The organism is Novosphingobium sp. BF6 (assembly GCF_058273105.1).
In genome coordinates this window covers 296,354-314,320 of sequence record NZ_CM177776.1, presented here as the reverse complement: position 1 = coordinate 314,320, position 17,967 = coordinate 296,354, and the positions used below count along the sequence as shown (strand labels likewise).

Below are 17,967 nucleotides of genomic sequence, written 5' to 3'. Positions count from 1 at the left end.
GGTCGTTACCGGCATGTACTCTTGCGTCGCTTGCAGGCGCGCGCTCAGGTGCGGCGGAGGCTTTGCGACGGGTGGACCGTGGTGCGTCCGCTCGCGTCGGTCACCGCGTAAGTGAAACCGGGCTGGATCGCGAAGGCGCCGACCTCGCCGTCCTTGTCGATCGCCAGGAAGGCGACCTGGGCGTCCTTCACGGCATCCCCGCGCAGCTTGACGATGTGCTCCACTGCCTCGCGGCAGGCCGCCATGGCCGACATACCCATGCGCATCGAACCGACGACGCGCGCCGCTCCGGCGATGCGGGTCACTTCCTCGCCGACGCCGGTGGCAGTGGCGGCGCCGACGCCGGGTTCAACCAGCAACCCGCAGCCCGACTGGGGAGAATCGCCTACGCGTCCGCGCAGCTTGAAGGCCATGCCCGAGGTGGTGCAGGCACCGGCAAGACGGCCGTCCGGGCTGCGTGCAAGGATGCCGATCGTATCGTGATCCAGGGCCGAGCCGCGCTGGTTCTCGATATTGGCGATCGGCTTGTATTCGGCTGTCTTGAGCCATTCCTTCCAGGCCGCTTCCGCTTCGGGCGTCAGCAGGTCCTGCGAAGCGAAGCCCTGCTCGCGGGCGAATTGCGCGGCGCCTTCGCCGACCAGCATCGTGTGCGGGGTTCGCTCCATGACGCGGCGGGCGACCGAGATCGCATGGACATAGCCTTCGAGCGCGGCGACGGCGCCTGCATGGCCGCGATCGTCCATGATGATGGCGTCGAGCGTGACATGGCCGTCCCGGTCGGGATAGCCGCCCATGCCCACGGAATGATTGGAAAGGTCCGCTTCCGGGACCTGGGCACCTGCTTCGACGGCGTCGATCAGCGTGCCGCCGGCTTTCCAGCGGCTATAGGCGGCGGCGTTGGCGGCGGCACCGAAGTCCCAGGTGGAAACCACGAGTGCTGTCTTGCCCGCATTCTTCGCAGGAGCCGCAGCGCGTGCCGTTCCGGCGACGGCCGCTCCGGCCAAGGCAAGCCCCAAGGTATCGCGACGCGAAATTCCCATGCCCATTCGTCCCAAGCCAATGCGACCGCTTCGATGTTCGGCTGCTGAAAGCGGCCCGCCCTTCCCGAAGCTTGCCCTGAAACAAAGCTGTCATAGGTATTAAATAAATTCAATTCCAAAAATCAAATTGGCATTACATTTTTGCGATTGACCCTGAAATATGTCGCAAATTGGTCTCACGCGCAGTGCGAAAGCAGCAAAAAACCCGCCGGAAGAGGCGTCTCTCCCGGCGGGCTTCGCAGCGTGGTCGTGTTTTGGTTCAGCCCTGTCGCGGCGGTCGATTCCGGAGGGCCTGGCCGAAGGACGGCTCCGGCACGTTCTGCATGTGGAAGGTCAGCCTGCCGCCCTTCATGAGTTCCTCGTGGCTGATCCAGCTCCGGTCGTGCGCTTTGCCGTTCCATTCGACTCGGCCGTAGTAGGGCCGGTCCGAGCGGTTGCCCGGCGCGCTGACGATGAGTTCGCGCCCGTTGCCGAGGCGCACACGGGCTTCCTCGAACAGCGGGCTGCCGAAGATGTAGATGCCGCTGACCGGATCGACCGGATAGAAGCCGAGCGCCGAGAGCACGTACCAGGCGCTCATCTGTCCGCAGTCGTCGTTGCCGATCACACCCGCCGGTCTGTCGCGGTACATCAGTGCGAGCAGGCGGCGCACCATCGCCTGGGTCTTCCAGTGTGCGCCGGTCCAGGCATAGAGATAGGCGACGTGGTGCGAAGGCTCGTTGCCGTGGGCATATTGCCCGACCATGCCGCTGATGTCCGGCGGCGCGTTCTTCGGCAGGGTCGAGGGCGCGTTGAAGAAGGCGTCGAGCTTGGCTTCGAGGCCCGCCGGGCCGCCCATCGCCTCGGCCAGGCCGTGGACGTCGTGCTGGTTGAGGAAGGTCGCCTGCCAGCCGTTGCATTCAGTGAAGTCTCGCCACTTGTCCCAATGGCCCAGTTCGACCGGATCGTAGGGTTCGGTCCAGGCACCGTTGTCGAGGCGCGGGCGGGCGAAGCCGGTTTGCGTGTCGAACACGTTTTTCCAGTTGCCCGAGCGCGCCTTCAGCCGCGCCGCATCGTCCGCGGCGCCTGCCGCTTTAGCGATGTGTGCGGCGGCATAGTCGTCGTAGGCATATTCGAGCGTACGGCTGACGCTTTCGAACACCTTGTCGGCGGGAACGTAGCCCTTGGCGTCATATTCCGGAATGCCGCGGGAATTGTCGAGCACGGGCATCGTGAAGTCGAACGCGCGGCGGCGGATATTGGGCCAGGCGGCGGCGTAGTCGCCGGGGATGCCCTTGGCCATGGCCTCGGCCAGCACCGGCACCGAGTGCCAGCCCATCATGCAGCCGGTCTCCACGCCCTGAAGCGGCCAGACCGGCGGGCCATAAGGGCTTTGCTGGGTCTGGCGGATGAGATCGGCGACGAATTCCTCGACCCGCGCAGGCCGGATCAGCGTCTGCAAGGGGTGGAAGGCGCGGTAGGTGTCCCAGAGCGAATAGGCGCTGTAGGCCTTCTCGCCGGGGGCGAGCTGGTGCACCTTGCGGTCGAGGCCGATGGTGCGCCCGTCCACATCGGAGAACAGCGTCGGCCCGATGGCGGCATGATAGAGCGAGGTCGCCATGATCGTGCGCTGTTCGGCGTTGCCGCCGCTCACCGCGATATGCGACAGCTCCTCCGCCCATGCCCGGCTGGCGGCCTGACGATAGGCGTCGAAGTCGAAGTGAGTCGCTTCTGCCGCGAGATTGGCGCGGGCGCCTGCGACGTCCACCGCCGAGACGGCGGTGCGCACGATGATCGGCGCGCTTGCGGCATCGTCGAAGTGGACGGCGGCCTTCAGGCGGCGGCCCTTGACCTGCTTGCTGCCCTCGGGTTGCGGCGCGTCCTTGTCCCCGAAGAATTCCACGCGGCTCGGCGGGCGCGAGAACTGCATCGCGAAATAGATGTGGCGGCCCTTGGCCCAGCGGAACACCCGCCGCTGGCCGGTCAGCGTGCCGTCGGCGTCCAGCGCCATTTCCGCATCGTCGATCAGCGGATACTTGTCGGACGAGTCCTGCACGAGGTGCGAGAGGTCGATCAGCAGGTGGGCCGAACTATCGGCTCCGCCTGCCGGGTAGACGTGCCGCTGGATGCCGGCGCGCAGCGTTGTTGTGAGTTCGCTGGTGACGCCGTTTTCAAGCTGGACGCGGTAATAGCCCGGCTCCGCCACCTCGTCGCTGTAGCGCAGGCGATAGCCTTCGTCGGGGCGGTCCAGCGGTCCGGGCTGGAGGCGCACTTCCCCTCGGCAGGGCACGACGAGCACGTCGAGCATGTCGCCGATACCGGTGCCGGACAAGTGCGTGTGGGAGAACCCGAGCAGCGAGGCATCGCCGTGGTGATAGCCCGAGCAGGTATCCCAGCGTGCGGTGTCGGTATCGGGGCTGAGCTGAACCATGCCGAAGGGCAGGGTGGCGCCGGGGAACGTATGGCCGTCGCCGCCGGTGCCGATGAAGGGATCGACTCTCGCGGCAGGCCCGGTTTCGGCGGCAATCGCACGGGTTGCCCCGGCTGGCACGGCGGCGGCCAGCAGGGCAAGGCGGCAGGAGCCTGACATCAGGCGGCGGCGGCTCAAGGCGGTCATTTCCGGCATCCCAGTTTATATAGGGCCCGTTTCATGAAGCCCCGTTTTATAAAAGGACGGCGCCTGTCCGCAGGGTCAAGAACCCTGGGACAGGCGCCGGCCCGTGTGCATGCAGGTCTTAGTGAGGAGGAGAGGGACCTGCACGCCTTTGCACGGGACTTAGAAGCTGAATTGGGTCGTTGCGGCCAAGGGCATCGCGCGCAGGGATTTCATCGTCGTTCTCCTCATGGTCCGAAATCCGTGCCGAACCGGCGACGAATCCCGTGAATGCGCGCCGACTTGTCCTGTTGCAAGGCCAATATCATACCAATATCGCGATTTAATGTCACCAAAATAGGTTATTTTGTCCATTGGAATTTTTTTTCCGTATCCGATGGTCCGTGATTTGACGCTCCGTCCTGCGGAAAAGCGTTGCAGCTGGCTTTCGCCGGGCTATCCGTCGGACAGGGCATGGGGTGGTGTGGCAGGCCAAAGTATGTCCAATTCGCGTTCTTGCGAATCGCCCTGGCGTGAACCGTGCAGGGCGGAATGAGAGGAGAATCGGCGAATGCTTGAAGTCTGTGTCGAGGATCCGGCGGGCATTGCTGCAGCGGTTGCGGGCGGCGGCGATCGCATCGAGCTTTGCAGCGCGCTGGCGCTGGGCGGTCTCACGCCGCCCCGGTCGCTGGTTCGCCTCGCTGCGGCGGCGCCGATTCCCGTGCATATGCTCTGCCGCCCGCGCGAAGGTGATTTTGTCTACGATGCCCGCGAAGTCGCGCAGGTGCGGGACGATATCGATCTGGCGGCGGAGGCCGGTCTTGCGGGAATCGTGATCGGCGCTGGGTCGTCACGCGGGTTGGACCTTGGGATTCTGGGCGAGTGGCTGGACCATGCCCGAAGCGCCGGGGCCGCGCGGGGCGCGCGCCTGTCACTGACCCTGCACCGGGTATTCGATTTGCTGGACGATATGGAAAACGGTCTGGAACAGGCGGTGGCGATGGGTTTCGATCGCATCCTGACGTCGGGCGGTGCGGTGCGGGCGCCCGAGGGCGCGCGAATGCTGGCGCATCTTCAGGAACTGGCGGCAGGCAGGATCGTGATTCTTGCCGGGGCCGGCGTCTCTGCCGAGGCGGTTCCTGTATTGCGCGAGGCTGGGGTCGTCGAATTCCATGGCTCCTGCCGGAAAGTGGGCGGCGTGGTCGATGTCGCTGCAATGGCACGACTGGAGGAACTGGGCTTCCAGAAAGCGGCGAGGGCGGTCACGGATTCGGGCGAAGTGGCCCGTCTCAAGGCGGCAATCGCCCGGACGTGAGGCTCCGGCGGCAGTCGCTGGCATCCTTTCCTCTTCGGGCAAGTCCGCAGAAGGTGCGGGAGAGGAAAGAAAATCGCCGCACCTGAGCGAAACCAATTGCGCATCGCTTGGAGTTCGGGAATACCAATATAGAACTTATACCGATATTGGTAAGCAGTCGTTCCGGTCCGGCGCTTCTTTCGCCGACCGGGTTCGATATGCAGGAGAGCCCTAGACATGCCGTCCGACGCCGCAAATCCTTCGCTTTCCCTGATGGCTCGCGAGGCCGCCGAGGCTCCGCAGGCCGTGCGCAGCTTCCTGCAGAACAACCGCACCGTTCTGATGAAGCTGGCCCAGGATCTGCGCGACGATCCGCCCTCGGTGGTCGTTACCTGCGCGCGCGGCTCGTCCGACAATGCGGCGACTTACGCCAAGTATCTGATCGAGACGCTGGCAGGCGTGCCGGTGTCCTCGTCGGCGCTCAGCGTCTCCTCGGTGTTCGGCGCCGAGATGCAGCCGGGCCGGGTGCTGGTGATCGCAATCTCGCAGAGTGGCCGCAGCCCGGACCTGCTCGCCGCCGTCGAAGCGCATCGCCGGGCCGGGGCCCGCGTCGTCGCGCTCGTCAACGACGAGACCGCGCCGCTGGCCGATCTGGCGCACTGGGTGCTGCCGCTCCACGCCGGTCCCGAAAAGTCGGTGGCGGCGACCAAGTCCTATATCGCCTCGCTCGCCGGGGTGGCCGCGCTGGTGGCGCACTGGACCGGCGATGCCCCGCTCGGCCTCGCGCTGGAGCGCCTGCCGGAAGGGCTGGAAGTGGCTGCCAACACTGCGCCCTTCGATCTCGTCGGCCAGCTGTCGCAGGCGAACAATCTCTTCGTGATCGCGCGCGGATACGGTTTCGGCATCGCCCAGGAAGGCGCGCTGAAGCTCAAGGAAACCTGTGCGCTCCACGCCGAGGCCTATAGCGCCGCCGAAGTGCGCCACGGCCCGATGACGATCATCAACGAAGGCTTCCCCATCGTCGCTTTCGCCACCTCCGACGCCAGCGGCGAGAGCGTGCGCGGGGCCGCTGCGGAATTCGCCGGTCGCGGCGCGCAAGTTGCGCTGCTTGATGCCGAGCAGCCGTTCGGTGACAGCACGCTGGCAGCACTGGCCGGCCATGCCGCGCTGGAGCCGCTGCTGATGATCCAGACTTTCTATCCGCAAGTGAACGCACTTTCGCTTGCGCGCGGGCTCGACCCGGACAATCCCGCCCACTTGCGCAAGGTTACCGAGACTCTCTGATGAAAATCGCCTTCGTCAACGGCAACGTCTATCTGGATCGCGCCTGGGCGCGCGATGCCGTGGTGAGCGTGGAGCAGGGGCGCATCGTTTCGGCGCAGCGTGGAATTGAGGCCGACGAAGTCGTCGATCTCGACGGTGGCTGGCTGGTGCCGGGCTTCATCGACGTGCAGGTCAACGGCGGCGGTGGGGTGCTGCTCAACGACGCACCGACCCCGCAGGGCATCGCCACGATCGCCGCCGCGCACGCGCGGTTCGGCACGACCGCGCTGTTGCCGACGCTCATCAGCGCGACGCCGGACGTGATAGCGCGCGGCCTCGACGCCACCGACGAGGCGATTGCGGCAGGCGTGCCCGGCTGCATCGGCATCCACGTCGAAGGTCCGGTGCTCAATGTGAAACGGCGCGGCATCCATTCCGAGGGCAACTTGCGCAAGCTGGACGACGAGATGGTCGACCTGCTGACGCGGCCTCGCGCGGGCAAAGTGCTGTTCACGATCGCGCCCGAATATCTCCACGCCGATCAGGCCAAGGCACTGATCGCGGCCGGGGTCGTGCTGGCGATGGGCCATTCCGACGCCGATTACGAGACCGCGCGTGCCGCCTTCGACATGGGCGTAACCGGCGTGACGCACTTGTTCAACGCGATGTCGGCGCTGCATCACCGCAATCCCGGCATGGTCGGCGCGGCGCTGGAAAACCGGACGGTCTGGTGCGGACTCATTGCCGACGGCTATCACGTCCACCCCGCCGCGATGCGCGTCGCGCTGGCGAGCCGCCCGCTCGACCGCTTCGTGCTGGTGACGGACGCGATGTCCTGTGTCGGCACCGATCTCACCAGCTTCGAGCTTGACGGCCGCGAGATCATCGTCGCGGAAGGGCGCTGCGTGGGTGCGGACGGCACGCTGGCGGGCGCTTCGCTCGACATGGCCGCTGCCGTGCGCAATGCCGTGGACATGGCGGGGCTTTCGGTGGGGCAGGCGGTCGACATGGCCAGCGTGCAACCGGCGGAATTCCTGGGCCTCGGCTCGAAACGCGGCGTGATCGCCGCTGGATATACCGCCGATTTCGTCCAACTCGACCGCGCCATGGCGCCGCAGGCGACCTGGATCGCCGGCGAACGGGCATTCTGATATCGATTCCTGGAGACAAGCCACAATCATGACTGCCTCCGTTTCTTCCATGACTGCCGACCGGGCCATGACACCCGCCGAGCACACCATCGCCATCAAGGCGCCGCTGGAGGGCTGGCTGGCGCCGCTCTCCGAAATTCCCGATCCGGTCTTTGCCGGGGGAATGCTCGGCGACGGCGTGGCCATCGATCCGACCGGCTCGGTGCTGCACGCGCCTTGCGCGGGCATCGTGGCTTCGCTTGCCGCGACCGGCCATGCCGTGACCCTGCGCCTTGCAGGCGGGGCGGAACTGCTGGTCCATCTCGGCGTCGATACCGTGGCGATGGGCGGGCGCGGTTTCACGCCGCTCGTGGGGCAGGACCAGAGCGTGGCGGCGGGCGATCCGCTGGTGCGCTTCGACCTCGACGCCGTGGTGACGGGCGCGGCCAGCGCGATGACGCCGGTGCTCCTGCTCGCCAGCGAGGAATGGGCGCTGGAATCGAAGCGCGATCCCGGCCCGGTAAAGGTCGGCGATACGGTGATGACGCTGCGCCGGGTGGCAGGCGAAAGTGCCGCCACGGCGGAAGCCTCTGCCTCGTCCGACGAGGAGCAGGTGCGCGAACTTTCGGTTCCGCTGCGCCACGGCATTCACGCTCGCCCGGCCGCGCGCCTGCGGCAGGTTGCGACGTCGTTCGACGCCGTGGTGCGCATCGAGATCGCGGGCAAGACCGCCAGCCTGCGCAGCCCGGTCGGCGTGCTGGCGCTGGGGATCAAGCTTGGCGACCGCATCTCGCTCCACGCGCGCGGAACGCAGGCCGGTGAGGTGCTCGACGCGCTGGAGGCCCTGATCGCCAGCGGCATGGGCGAACTGGCGCATGGCGACGAACAGCCCGCACCGCAGCCGGTGCGCGCCGCCGCGCCCGCGCCTGTCACGCGCCGCGTCACGGCGATTGCGGCGGACGGCACGCTGGCAGGCGTCGTCGCCGCGCCCGGCGTGGCGGTGGGGCAGGCAGTCCACTACCGGCTTGGCGAAGTCGAGATCGCCGAAGGTTCGGGCGACCCCGCCATCGAACGTGTGCTGCTGGACCGCACGCTGGCGGAACTGCGCGCCAGAATCGCGCAGGAAAGCCAAGGCGCGCCGGACCATGCGGCCTCGATCCTCGCGGCCCATGCGGTCATGCTGGAGGACGAGGACCTGCTCGCCGCCGCCCATGAGGCCATCGCGAAAGGCGAGAGCGCCGGGGCGGCCTGGCGGCTGGCGATCGGCTCGCAAGTCGATCTCCTGCTGCGTTCGGGCGACGCCCGCCTTGTCGAGCGCGTGGACGACATGCGCGATCTCGAACGGCAGGTGCTGTGCGCGCTGATCGGCGGCGATGCCATCGGCTTCGCGCTGCCTGAGAACGCCGTGGTGATCGCCGAGGATCTGCTGCCGTCGCAGCTTATGGCGCTCGATCCGGAACGGCTCGCGGCGATCTGTCTCGTCAATGGAGGGCCGACTTCGCACGTCGCCATTCTTGCCGCCGGGCTTGGCGTGCCGATGCTGGTGGCGATGGGAACCGCACTCGACGATATTGCCGAGGGTACGGTGCTTGTCGTCGATGCCGCCGCCGCGCGGCTCGAAACCGGGGCTTCGCCCGAGCGGATCGACGGCGTTCGCGAGCAGCTGGCCATCCAGGCCGCCCGCCGCGCCGCCGCGCTCGAAGCCAAGGGGCCGTGCCATACTGCCGATGGCAGCCGGATCGAGGTCTTCGCCAATCTCGGCTCGCTGGCCGATGCTCGTCAGGCGATGGTCAACGGCGCCGAAGGCAGCGGTTTGCTGCGCAGCGAGTTCCTTTTCGTGGAGCGCGCCCAGGCGCCGAGCGCGGCGCAGCAGCTGGAGACTTATCAGGCCATCGCCGATGCGCTGGAAGGCCGCCCGCTGATCGTGCGCCTGCTCGATATCGGCGGCGACAAGCCCGCGCCGTTCCTGCCGATGGCACCCGAAGAAAACCCGGCGCTGGGCCTGCGCGGCATTCGCGTCGGCCTTGCCCATCCCGAACTGCTCGAAGCGCAGGTCGAGGCGATCCTCAGCGTCCGGCCTGTCGGGCAGTGCAAGATCATGGTGCCGATGGTGGCCAGCCTTTCCGAACTGCGCGCGGTGCGGGCGGTTGTGGATAGCGTGGCAGCGCGGCTGGGCCTGGTCGAGCCGGTGTCGCTGGGCATCATGGTCGAGACCCCCGCCGCTGCCGCAACGGCGGACATTCTGGCGCGCGAGGCCGATTTTCTTTCGGTGGGCACCAACGATCTTACCCAATATGCCTTGGCGATGGACCGGGGCAATTCGGCGGTGGCCTCGGCCATCGACGGGCTTCACCCGGCAGTGCTGCGCCTGATCGCGCTGACGTGCGAGGGCGGTGCGCGGCATGGTCGCTGGACCGGCGTCTGCGGTTCGCTGGCCTCCGACCCGCTGGCGGTGCCGCTGCTGCTGGGCCTCGGCGTGGCGGAGCTTTCCGCAACCCCCGCCCAGGTGCCGGACATCAAGGCGCTGGTGACGGGTCTCACCATCGAAAGCTGCCGCGCGCTTGCCGCGCAGGCGCTGGAATGCGGCTCGGCGGCGGAAATCCGTGAGCTTGTACGCGAATTTCTGAAGGAGCAGGGGGCATGAGGCGGGTTCTCGAAACGTTGCAGCCACTGGGCCGTGCGCTCATGCTGCCGATCGCGGTGCTGCCGGTGGCGGGGCTGCTGCTGCGGCTCGGACAACCGGACCTGCTGGATATCGCACTGTTGAGCGCGGCGGGCGATGCGCTGTTCTCGCACCTCGGCCTGCTGTTCTCGATCGGCGTCGCCACCGGCTATGCGCGCGACGGCAATGGCGCCGCCTGCCTTGCAGGCATCGTCTGCTTCCTCGTCGCCACCGAAGGCGCCAAAGTGCTGATGCCGGTGCCGCCGGGGATCGACCCTGCGCTGGCCAAGGACGCCTTCGCGGCGGCAGTGGCGGCGGCCAAGAGCCAGGCCATCGGGCGGCTCGACGTGCCGATCGGCATCATATCGGGCCTTGTCGGCGGGCTGTTCTACAACCGCTTCTCGGCGATGAAGCTGCCGGAATATCTGGCCTTCTTCGGCGGGCGCCGCTTCGTGCCGATCGTTTCGGGCGTGGCCGGTCTGGTGATCGCCAGCGTGGTCGGCCTCGGTTTCCAGCCGATCGTCACCGGCATCGACGGGGTGAGCCACGGCATCACCGGGCTCGGCGGCTTCGGCCTGTTCCTGTTCGGCCTCATCAACCGGCTGCTGCTGGTGACAGGCCTGCACCACGTCTTCAACAACCTGTTCTGGTTCGTCTTCGGCGACTATAACGGCGCCCACGGCGACATCCGCCGCTTCTTCGCGGGCGATCCCACCGCCGGGAGCTTCATGACCGGCTTCTTCCCTGTCATGATGTTCGGCCTGCCCGCCGCCTGTCTCGCGATGTACCGCGCGGCGCGGCCCGAGCGGCGCAAGGCGGTTGGCGGCATGTTCTTCAGCCTCGCGCTGACCTCGCTGCTGACCGGCGTGACCGAGCCGATCGAATTCAGCTTCATGTTCCTCGCCCCGGTGCTCTACGCGATCCACGCGGTTCTGACCGGCGCTTCGATGTGGCTGACCGACGCGCTGGGCATGCACCTCGGCTTCGGGTTCTCGGCGGGCCTGTTCGACTACGTGCTGAACTTCGGCAAGGCGACGCGCCCGCTGCTGCTGGTGCCGGTGGGGCTGCTCTACTTCGCGGTTTACTACGGCGTGTTTTCTTTCGCGATCCGCAAGCTCGATCTCAAGACACCGGGCCGCGAGGACGAGGACCTTGCAGCACCTGCGGAGGCGGAGGCATCGACGGAAGCAACCCGCGGGCATGCCTATCTCGCGGCACTGGGCGGCAGCGGCAACCTTGTGGAAGTTTCCGCCTGCACCACGCGCCTGCGTCTCATCATCGTCGATCACGGCGCGGTGGACGAGGCGCGGCTCAAGGCGCTCGGCGCGCGGGGCATCGTGCGTCCTTCGGACAAGGCGCTTCAGGTGATCCTCGGCCCGGTGGCGGACATCGTTTCGGTGGAAATCCGCGAGGCCATCGCGGCTGGCCCTGCGGCGAGCGCCCCGCGTGCGGCTCCCGTGGCTGCTGCCGAGAGTGTGGCGCAGATGGCGCTTCCGGCGAACCTCGTGCAGGCGCTCGGCGGTGAAGGCAATGTGCGCGGTGCGGCGCGCTATGGCAATCGCCTGCGGGTCGAACTGGCGGATGCCACGGTGATCGACGAAGCAGCGCTGACTGCCGCCGGAGTCCGTGCCGTCGGTGCGACCGAGGGCGCGGCGATCCATCTGCTGTTTGCCGTGGCCGACCTCGACCGGATTGCCGCCTGAGTTAGTCTATCGAGCCGCCCGCACTCCGCTTAGTTGCGGGGTGCGGGCGGCTCGATGAATCAGGCCGAGACGTAGACCCTGCCGGTCAGCCCGCTGGGCTGGCCTTCCGCCGCCTGAACCAGAACGACGAGGGTTCGCGCACCGCTGCCCGCAGGGATCGTCGCGGTCAGAGCACCCGCAGCGGCATCGGTCTTTCGGGCGGCCAGTTTGCCGTCGAGCCAGACTTCCGCCGCGCCGGTGATCCCGGCGCAGTGCAGGGTGCCGCCCTCGGCCGCGACTTTCTTCCACGGCGTGAAGCGGGTGCGATAGCTGCGCCATCCGGCGCTTCCCGCAGGCGCGGCCACGCCCGAACGCACGAAGTCCCACGAGTTGTTGTCGCCGTCCACCGGGGCGAGCGCCGGATCGGGTTTCTGCGGGAACAGGGCTGACCTACGCCAGTCGGTGATCGGCATTTCCGCCGGGACGACCGGCACTTGCGCGCGTGGGTCGCGCGGCGCGCGGGCGAGGCTGAGGCGCGCGGAACGCAGGCCGCTTGCGCTCGCCGCCAGCGTCAGCCGCTGGCCGCTGGCATCGCCTTCGACGATGACCTGGGCAAGGCCGTTGAACAGCGCACGCTTGCTACCCTTCTCGCTCGCATGATCGTTCGGATTGCCGTTGCCGAGGCCGATGATACGCCCGCCGGAGATCGTGAAATCCACCAGCAGGTTGGCGGTCGGCACATGACGGCCGCGTGCGTCCACGCAGTCCACGGTGATCGCCTGCACGTCCTCGCCGTCGCTGGCGAGGGCCTGCCGCGCAGGCGTCAGACGCAGGGCGACCGGCGCGCCAACGGTCTCATGGACGGCACTGGCGACGACCTTGCCGCCGCGCAGCGCCAGCGCCTCGATCCGGCCGGGGCGATAGGGCACCTGGAAAGTGTGGCCCATGATCCGGTCGGCGGCGGGCACGCGCTCGATCACTTCGCCGTTGAGGCGCAGCTCGATGGCTTCGGCATTGGTGATCGCGAAGACTTCCAATGTCTGCCCTTCGCGGCCTTTCTGTTCGTATTCGGGCCATGTCCAGTGCGGCGCCAGCCAGATCACCGGGGCATCGTCGCGCCAGTGGGCGGAATGGATGCCGAAGGCGGTCTTGGGGAAGCCGCAGAGGTCCATCACGCCGAAGAAGCTGCTGGTCGAGGGCCAGGGATAAGGCGTCGGCTCGCCGTGATAGTCGAAACCGGTCCACACGAACCCACCCGCCACGAAAGGCCGCTCGGCGATCATCTTCCACGTCTCGCGGTGGGTCGCGCCCCAGGAGGCCGCTTCCTTGTCGAACGAGGTGATCACCTGCTGCCCCGGAATGCTCTCGAAAGCGCCGCGAGTCTCGTAGGCGCTGGTGTCTTCCGAACTGGTGATCGGCTTGTCCGGGTGCAGGGCGTGGAACTTGTCGTAGTCGGCCTGGTAGTAGTTGAAGCCCATGACATCGACGACGGTGGAGACGTTTTCGGGATTGTAGAACGAGCCGTTCATCGCCGCCGTCACCGGGCGCTGGGTGTCGAGCCGGCGCACGGCCTTGCGCATGCGGCGGACCATCTCGACGCCCGCATGGGTGCCCTGCATCGGCTCCTCGTTGAACACCGACCAGAGCACGATGGAGGGGTGGTTGCGGTCTCGCCGGACCATCCATTCGAGCTGCGCCAGATAGTCCGGCGCGGGGTTGAACAGACGGTTCTCGCCCATGACCACGAAGCCCAGCCGGTCGCACCAGTCGAGCACTTCCTTGGCGGGGGCATTGTGCGACATGCGGATGGCGTTGCAGCCCATCGCCTTCAGGCGTTGCAGGCGCCAGAGCGCCAGCGCGTCCGGAATCGCGGTGCCGACGCCGGTGTGGTCCTGGTGGATGCATACGCCCTTGAGCTTGGTCTCGATGCCGTTGAGCACCATGCCGCGCGCGGGGTCGAAGCGCACCGTGCGGAAGCCGATGAATTGGCGCCGGGTGTCCACGACTTTGCCCTCGTGCAGCAGCTCCACCTCGACGCAGTACAGCACCGGGCTGTCCGGCGACCAGAGCTTGACTGCACCGGGGGTGAGCTGGGCAGTGACTTTCGCCTGTTCGAGCGGCGCGACTGCAGCGCTGCCGCCTGCGCGGTGGATTTCGCGGCCTTCGGGATCGAGCAGGCGGGCGGCGATCTCGGCCTGTCCGGTCTCTTCGCCGACGTTCGACAGGCTGACTTCCACCGGCACGCGCCAGGTGCCGTCGTCCTGATGGACCGGGTCGCAGTAGACGCCGTCCGTCTCGATCGACAGGGCAGGGCGGCTGACCAGCCAGACGTGGCGGTAGAGGCCCGCGCCTTCGTACCACCAGCCCTCGCGCGCCGTGGCATCGACGCGCACGGCGATCCAGTTCACCTCGTCGCCGAAGCGGGCGAAGGGGGTGAGATCTACGATGACGCTGCTGTAGCCCGACCACGAATGGGCCACTTCGCTGCCGTTGATCCAGATCGTGGCATGGGTGGCGATGCCGTCGAAATGGAGTTCGAGGCGGCGGCCCTTCTGGCTTTCGTCCAGCCGCAGCAGGCGGCGATACCAGCCGATCCCGCGCGGGCGGTAGCCCTGCGAGACATTGGCGCTTTTGCTCACGTCTTGCGCGATGGCCCAGTCATGCGGAAGATCGACCGTCTGCCAGTCGGAATCGTCGAAGGCCAAAGCCGCCGCACCGCGTGCATTGCCTGCCTTGACCGAGAGGTAGGTGGCATTGTGGTCGGCCGGTTCGGCAACCGTGACATCGCCCTCGTGGAAGCGCCAGCCGCGTTCGAGCAGGGTGCGCGAGGGGTCGGTCTCGGGCAGGCGGGGCGAGGGGCCGGGGAGCGGCGCGGGCATCGGCAGTCCGTCCGGCAGGCCGGGTCCGAACTCAGGTTTGGCAGCCGCAAAAGTGGAAGTCGAAAGGGCGGGCAACAGGGTAGCGACGGCGCCGGTGGAGGCGCCGCGCAGCAGCAATTCGCGTCTTTTCATGAACCCTCGATCAGCTCGGCAACGAAGTCGTAGGAGTCGCCGCGATAGTAGGAGCGGGTGAATTCGACGATGCGCCCGTCACGCAGGAAGCCGTGGCGCTCGATCAGCAGACCGGCGTGGCCGGATTCGACACCCAGCATCTTGGCGTGTTCGGTGCCGAAGGGCACCGCGCGCAGGCGCTGGAGTGCGCGGACCGGGCGGTTGCCGCTCTTTTCCAGTGCGCTGTAGAGCGAATCCCCGACGACATCGAGGCTGGCAAGGCAGTACCCGGCGATCGTCGAGATTTCGAGCGCGAGCGGCTCGTCGTCGGCATAGCGGATGCGGGTGAAGCGCAGCACCGTGCTGCCGGGCGCGAGGCCCAGCGCCATCGATTCCTCGGGATTGACCGCGCCGGTCATGCGCGAGACCCAGGCGCTGGAGGCGCGCTTGCCGCGCGCGGCCATGTCCTCGCTGAACGAGGTCAGCTTGGAAAAGCTCTTCTCCACGCGCGAGGCGACGAAGGTGCCTGCCCCGCGCCGCCGCGTCAGCAGGCCTTCCTCGACAAGCCCCGCGATCGCCTTGCGCACGGTGATACGCGAGACATCGTACTCGATCGCGAGGTTGCGTTCCGGCGGTATGGCCTCGTTCTGGTCGAGCACGCCTTCGGATATGGCATCACGGATCAGCTGCTGGAGCTGGATGTAAAGCGGCGCAGCATTGTCTTCGCGCAGACGACCAATCCGGTCGGAAAATGACATTCGATCCCCCTTCGGCCCATTCTTTGCGAATGGCTTTACATTGGTCCTGTCAGGCTGACAATCGCAGCAAATGGTCGCAATTCAACCTCAATTTGCAGGAAAGGAATAAGACCTATTGCGGGAAAGGATATATTTTGGTTACATATCCGCTCAAGGCACAAGACAATGAGGGGCAGCGATGGGCACCAGAACCAAGGAACAGCAGGCGTTTCGGGCAGGGGCCATGGCGACCGCTTCGATCCTTGCCGGGCTGGCTTTCTCGGCGCCCGCGCAGGCGCAATCGTCTCTTCCACTGACGCCCTGGCCCGCTTCGGTGGAGCAGGGTAGCGGCAAGCTGCTGGTCGCTGCGGGATCGGCGGTCGCGGTCCCCCCCGGCGACGCGGATGCCGCCGAGGCGGCAAAACTTCTTGTCGATCATGCGAAGCGCGCGAACGGTTTCGTGCTTTCGACCACTTCGGCGAACACGGCGCCGATCCGCTTCGAGCGCGATCCGGGGATCTCGGGTGCCGAGGCCTATCGGCTGACGGTGACGCCGACTGGCGCGGTCATTGCCGCTTCGGGCAAGTCCGGCTTCCTCTACGGCGCGATGACGCTGATGCAGTTGCTGACGACCGAACCCGGAACGGCGGTCAGGCAGGTTTCGGTCCCGGTGCTCACCATCCAGGATTCGCCGCGCTTCGCCTGGCGCGGGGTGATGGTCGATCCCTGCCGCCACTTCCAGCCGATCGAATCCGTCTATGCCATCGTCGATCGCATGGTCGAGGTGAAGCTCAACACTCTGCACTTCCACCTTTCCGACGATCAGGGCTGGCGTTTCGAGGTCAAGCGCTACCCCGAGCTCACCCGCATCGGCGCCTGGCGCAACGCCCCCGACACGGGCCATGGTCCCGGTGCGCGCAACGGCGGCTTCTACACGCAGGAGCAGCTGAAAGCGCTCGTCGCCTATGCCGCTGCACGCGGCATTACCGTCGTGCCGGAGATCGACCTGCCGGGCCATGCACAGGCGCTCGTCGCCGCCTATCCCGAACTCGGGGTGCCGGGGGCTCGCCCCGAAGTGTCGAACGGTTGGGGCATCTTCCCCTGGCTGTTCAATCCCAACGAGGCGGGCATGACGTTCGTGCGCAATGTTTTGGACGAGGTGATGGAAGTGTTCCCCTCGCAGTACATCCATCTCGGCGGCGACGAGGCGGTGAAGGACCAGTGGGAACGCTCGCCCGAAGTCCAGTCGCAGATGCGCAAGCTCGGCATCAAGAGCGAGAACGCGATGCAGAGCTGGATGATCGACCGCTTCGGCGAATATCTCGCGCAGCATGGCCGCCGCCTGATCGGCTGGGACGAGATCCTCGAAGGCGGCCTGCCCGCCTCGGCCTCGGTGATGAGCTGGCGCGGCGAGCGGGGCGCGGTCGATGCGGCCAATGCCGGGCACGACGTGGTGCTCTCGCCCGCGCCGACGCTCTATCTCGACAATCTGGAATCGAGCCTGCCGGACGAGGCGCCGGGGCGCATCTCGATCCAGTCGATGGAGACGGTCTATCGCTACGATCCGATGCCCAAGGGGATCGACGCGGCCAAGGCGAAACATGTCATGGGCGTGCAGGGCAATGCCTGGAGCGAGTACATCGTCACGCCCTGGCAGTTGCAGCACAAGCTGTTCCCGCGCGTCGGCGCCCTGGCCGAGACCGCCTGGTCGCCGGCAGTCGCGGGCACGAAGGACTATGCGGGCTTCCTCGCGCGCCTGACGCCGCAGATCCGTCGCTGGAAGCAGGACGGTTTCGAAGTGTCCGACAGCGCTTTCGCCGTGGCCTTCACCCCCGCCCAGACGCGCGGCGCGGCGCTCGATGCGAAGCGCCTCGGCGTGACTTTGGCGACGCAGGCGCCTTACGGCACGATCCGCTACACGCTGGACGGCAAGGCGCCGGGCGCGAAGTCTCCCGCATATGCCAAGGCGCTTGTCGTGAAGCCGGGCACGGTCGTCACTGCCGCCAGCTTCGCGCCGGACGGTTCGCCCCTTTCCGCGCCGCGCCGCTACGATACCGCGCGCGAGACGCTGCTGACGTCGACCGCATCGACGCTCACCGCCTGCCCGCGCGGCGCGCAGGGTCTGCGCATCCCGCTGAACGCCGATGCGACGAGCAACGGCCCGGCCTACAACGTCAATATCTTCGACACCTGCCAGGCTGACGACCATGCGCCGCTGGCCCATGCGAAGAAGATCACCGTCTCGGTCGCGCGCCTGCCGCGCAACTGGGGCCTCGCGCATGAGGAATCGGCGGTGATCGGGCACTATGCCGTGACCCCGCATGGCGAACTCGTCATCAGCGCAGGCTGCCGCGCGGCGGAAAAGAGCGCCGATCGCAAGCAGAAGGAGCACGCACCCATGCCGGGTGCGACCGTGCTCGCCACGTTCCCGCTGCCCGATCCGAAAGTAGCGCCGCAGCAGTTCACCTTTACCGCAGCCCTGCCCGATCGTCCCGAACTCGGGGATGAGACGGATGTCTGCTTCCAATTCACATCGCCGCTGTCCGATCCATTCTACGCGGTTGAAAAAGTCGTTTACGGGGAGAAGGCGAAGTGAA

10 protein-coding genes are annotated in these 17,967 nt (G+C 67.1%); 6 read left to right on the top strand and 4 right to left on the bottom strand.

Annotated features, from left to right (window positions below):
• Nucleotides 1-44: 44 nt before the first annotated feature.
• Together AC4D6D_RS16880 and AC4D6D_RS16875 are read right to left on the bottom strand one after the other, a co-directional pair.
• Nucleotides 45-1,040 (bottom strand): glycosylasparaginase, encoded by a 996-nt coding sequence (locus AC4D6D_RS16880; RefSeq protein WP_491328223.1) that lies wholly within the window; start codon nucleotides 1,038-1,040, stop codon nucleotides 45-47.
• Nucleotides 1,041-1,299: 259 nt separating this feature from the next.
• Nucleotides 1,300-3,636, bottom strand: a complete 2,337-nt coding sequence (locus AC4D6D_RS16875; protein WP_491328222.1) for a GH92 family glycosyl hydrolase — start codon at nucleotides 3,634-3,636, stop codon at nucleotides 1,300-1,302.
• Between the two features lie 547 nt (nucleotides 3,637-4,183).
• Here AC4D6D_RS16875 and AC4D6D_RS16870 point away from each other — a divergent pair.
• From AC4D6D_RS16870 to nagE, 5 genes are all read left to right on the top strand, one after another.
• The gene (locus tag AC4D6D_RS16870; protein ID WP_491328221.1) at nucleotides 4,184-4,927 is read left to right on the top strand and encodes a copper homeostasis protein CutC; all 744 of its coding nucleotides are present in this window, start codon (nucleotides 4,184-4,186) and stop codon (nucleotides 4,925-4,927) included.
• Nucleotides 4,928-5,143: 216 nt separating this feature from the next.
• Entirely contained in the window at nucleotides 5,144-6,190 is a 1,047-nt protein-coding gene (locus tag AC4D6D_RS16865) for an SIS domain-containing protein (RefSeq protein WP_491328220.1), read from the top strand.
• Entirely contained in the window at nucleotides 6,187-7,320 is a 1,134-nt protein-coding gene (gene nagA, locus AC4D6D_RS16860) for an N-acetylglucosamine-6-phosphate deacetylase (protein WP_491328754.1), read from the top strand. The genes AC4D6D_RS16865 and nagA overlap by 4 nt, the downstream gene beginning before the upstream one ends.
• Before the next feature lie 28 nt (nucleotides 7,321-7,348).
• On the top strand, nucleotides 7,349-9,943 hold the full coding sequence (gene ptsP, locus AC4D6D_RS16855) for a phosphoenolpyruvate--protein phosphotransferase (RefSeq protein WP_491328219.1): 2,595 nt from the start codon (nucleotides 7,349-7,351) through the stop codon (nucleotides 9,941-9,943).
• Nucleotides 9,940-11,664, top strand: a complete 1,725-nt coding sequence (gene nagE, locus AC4D6D_RS16850; RefSeq protein ID WP_491328218.1) for an N-acetylglucosamine-specific PTS transporter subunit IIBC — start codon at nucleotides 9,940-9,942, stop codon at nucleotides 11,662-11,664. Before ptsP ends, nagE begins: the two co-directional genes overlap by 4 nt.
• 59 nt (nucleotides 11,665-11,723) lie before the next feature.
• Here nagE and galA read toward each other — a convergent pair whose 3' ends face one another.
• The gene (gene galA, locus AC4D6D_RS16845; RefSeq protein ID WP_491328217.1) at nucleotides 11,724-14,654 is read right to left on the bottom strand and encodes a beta-galactosidase GalA; all 2,931 of its coding nucleotides are present in this window, start codon (nucleotides 14,652-14,654) and stop codon (nucleotides 11,724-11,726) included.
• On the bottom strand, nucleotides 14,651-15,391 hold the full coding sequence (locus AC4D6D_RS16840; protein ID WP_334183702.1) for a GntR family transcriptional regulator: 741 nt from the start codon (nucleotides 15,389-15,391) through the stop codon (nucleotides 14,651-14,653). Before AC4D6D_RS16840 ends, galA begins: the two co-directional genes overlap by 4 nt.
• A gap of 178 nt (nucleotides 15,392-15,569) precedes the next feature.
• Here AC4D6D_RS16840 and AC4D6D_RS16835 point away from each other — a divergent pair, with 178 nt between their 5' ends.
• A complete protein-coding gene (locus AC4D6D_RS16835; RefSeq protein WP_491328216.1) occupies nucleotides 15,570-17,966 on the top strand; it encodes a beta-N-acetylhexosaminidase in 2,397 nt (798 codons plus the stop codon).
• The last annotated feature ends 1 nt before the right edge of the window (nucleotide 17,967 follow it).

Bases quoted from the DNA above. Each gene is read 5' to 3' on its own strand.
- AC4D6D_RS16840 (WP_334183702.1), bottom strand. From the start codon at position 15,391: ATGTCATTTTCCGACCGGATTGGTCGTCTGCGCGAAGACAATGCTGCG.
- AC4D6D_RS16875 (WP_491328222.1), bottom strand. From the start codon at position 3,636: ATGACCGCCTTGAGCCGCCGCCGCCTGATGTCAGGCTCCTGCCGCCTT.
- AC4D6D_RS16870 (WP_491328221.1), top strand. From the start codon at position 4,184: ATGCTTGAAGTCTGTGTCGAGGATCCGGCGGGCATTGCTGCAGCGGTT.
- nagE (WP_491328218.1), top strand. From the start codon at position 9,940: ATGAGGCGGGTTCTCGAAACGTTGCAGCCACTGGGCCGTGCGCTCATG.
- AC4D6D_RS16880 (WP_491328223.1), bottom strand. From the start codon at position 1,040: ATGGGAATTTCGCGTCGCGATACCTTGGGGCTTGCCTTGGCCGGAGCG.
- AC4D6D_RS16865 (WP_491328220.1), top strand. From the start codon at position 5,144: ATGCCGTCCGACGCCGCAAATCCTTCGCTTTCCCTGATGGCTCGCGAG.
- ptsP (WP_491328219.1), top strand. From the start codon at position 7,349: ATGACTGCCTCCGTTTCTTCCATGACTGCCGACCGGGCCATGACACCC.
- galA (WP_491328217.1), bottom strand. From the start codon at position 14,654: ATGAAAAGACGCGAATTGCTGCTGCGCGGCGCCTCCACCGGCGCCGTC.
- AC4D6D_RS16835 (WP_491328216.1), top strand. From the start codon at position 15,570: ATGGGCACCAGAACCAAGGAACAGCAGGCGTTTCGGGCAGGGGCCATG.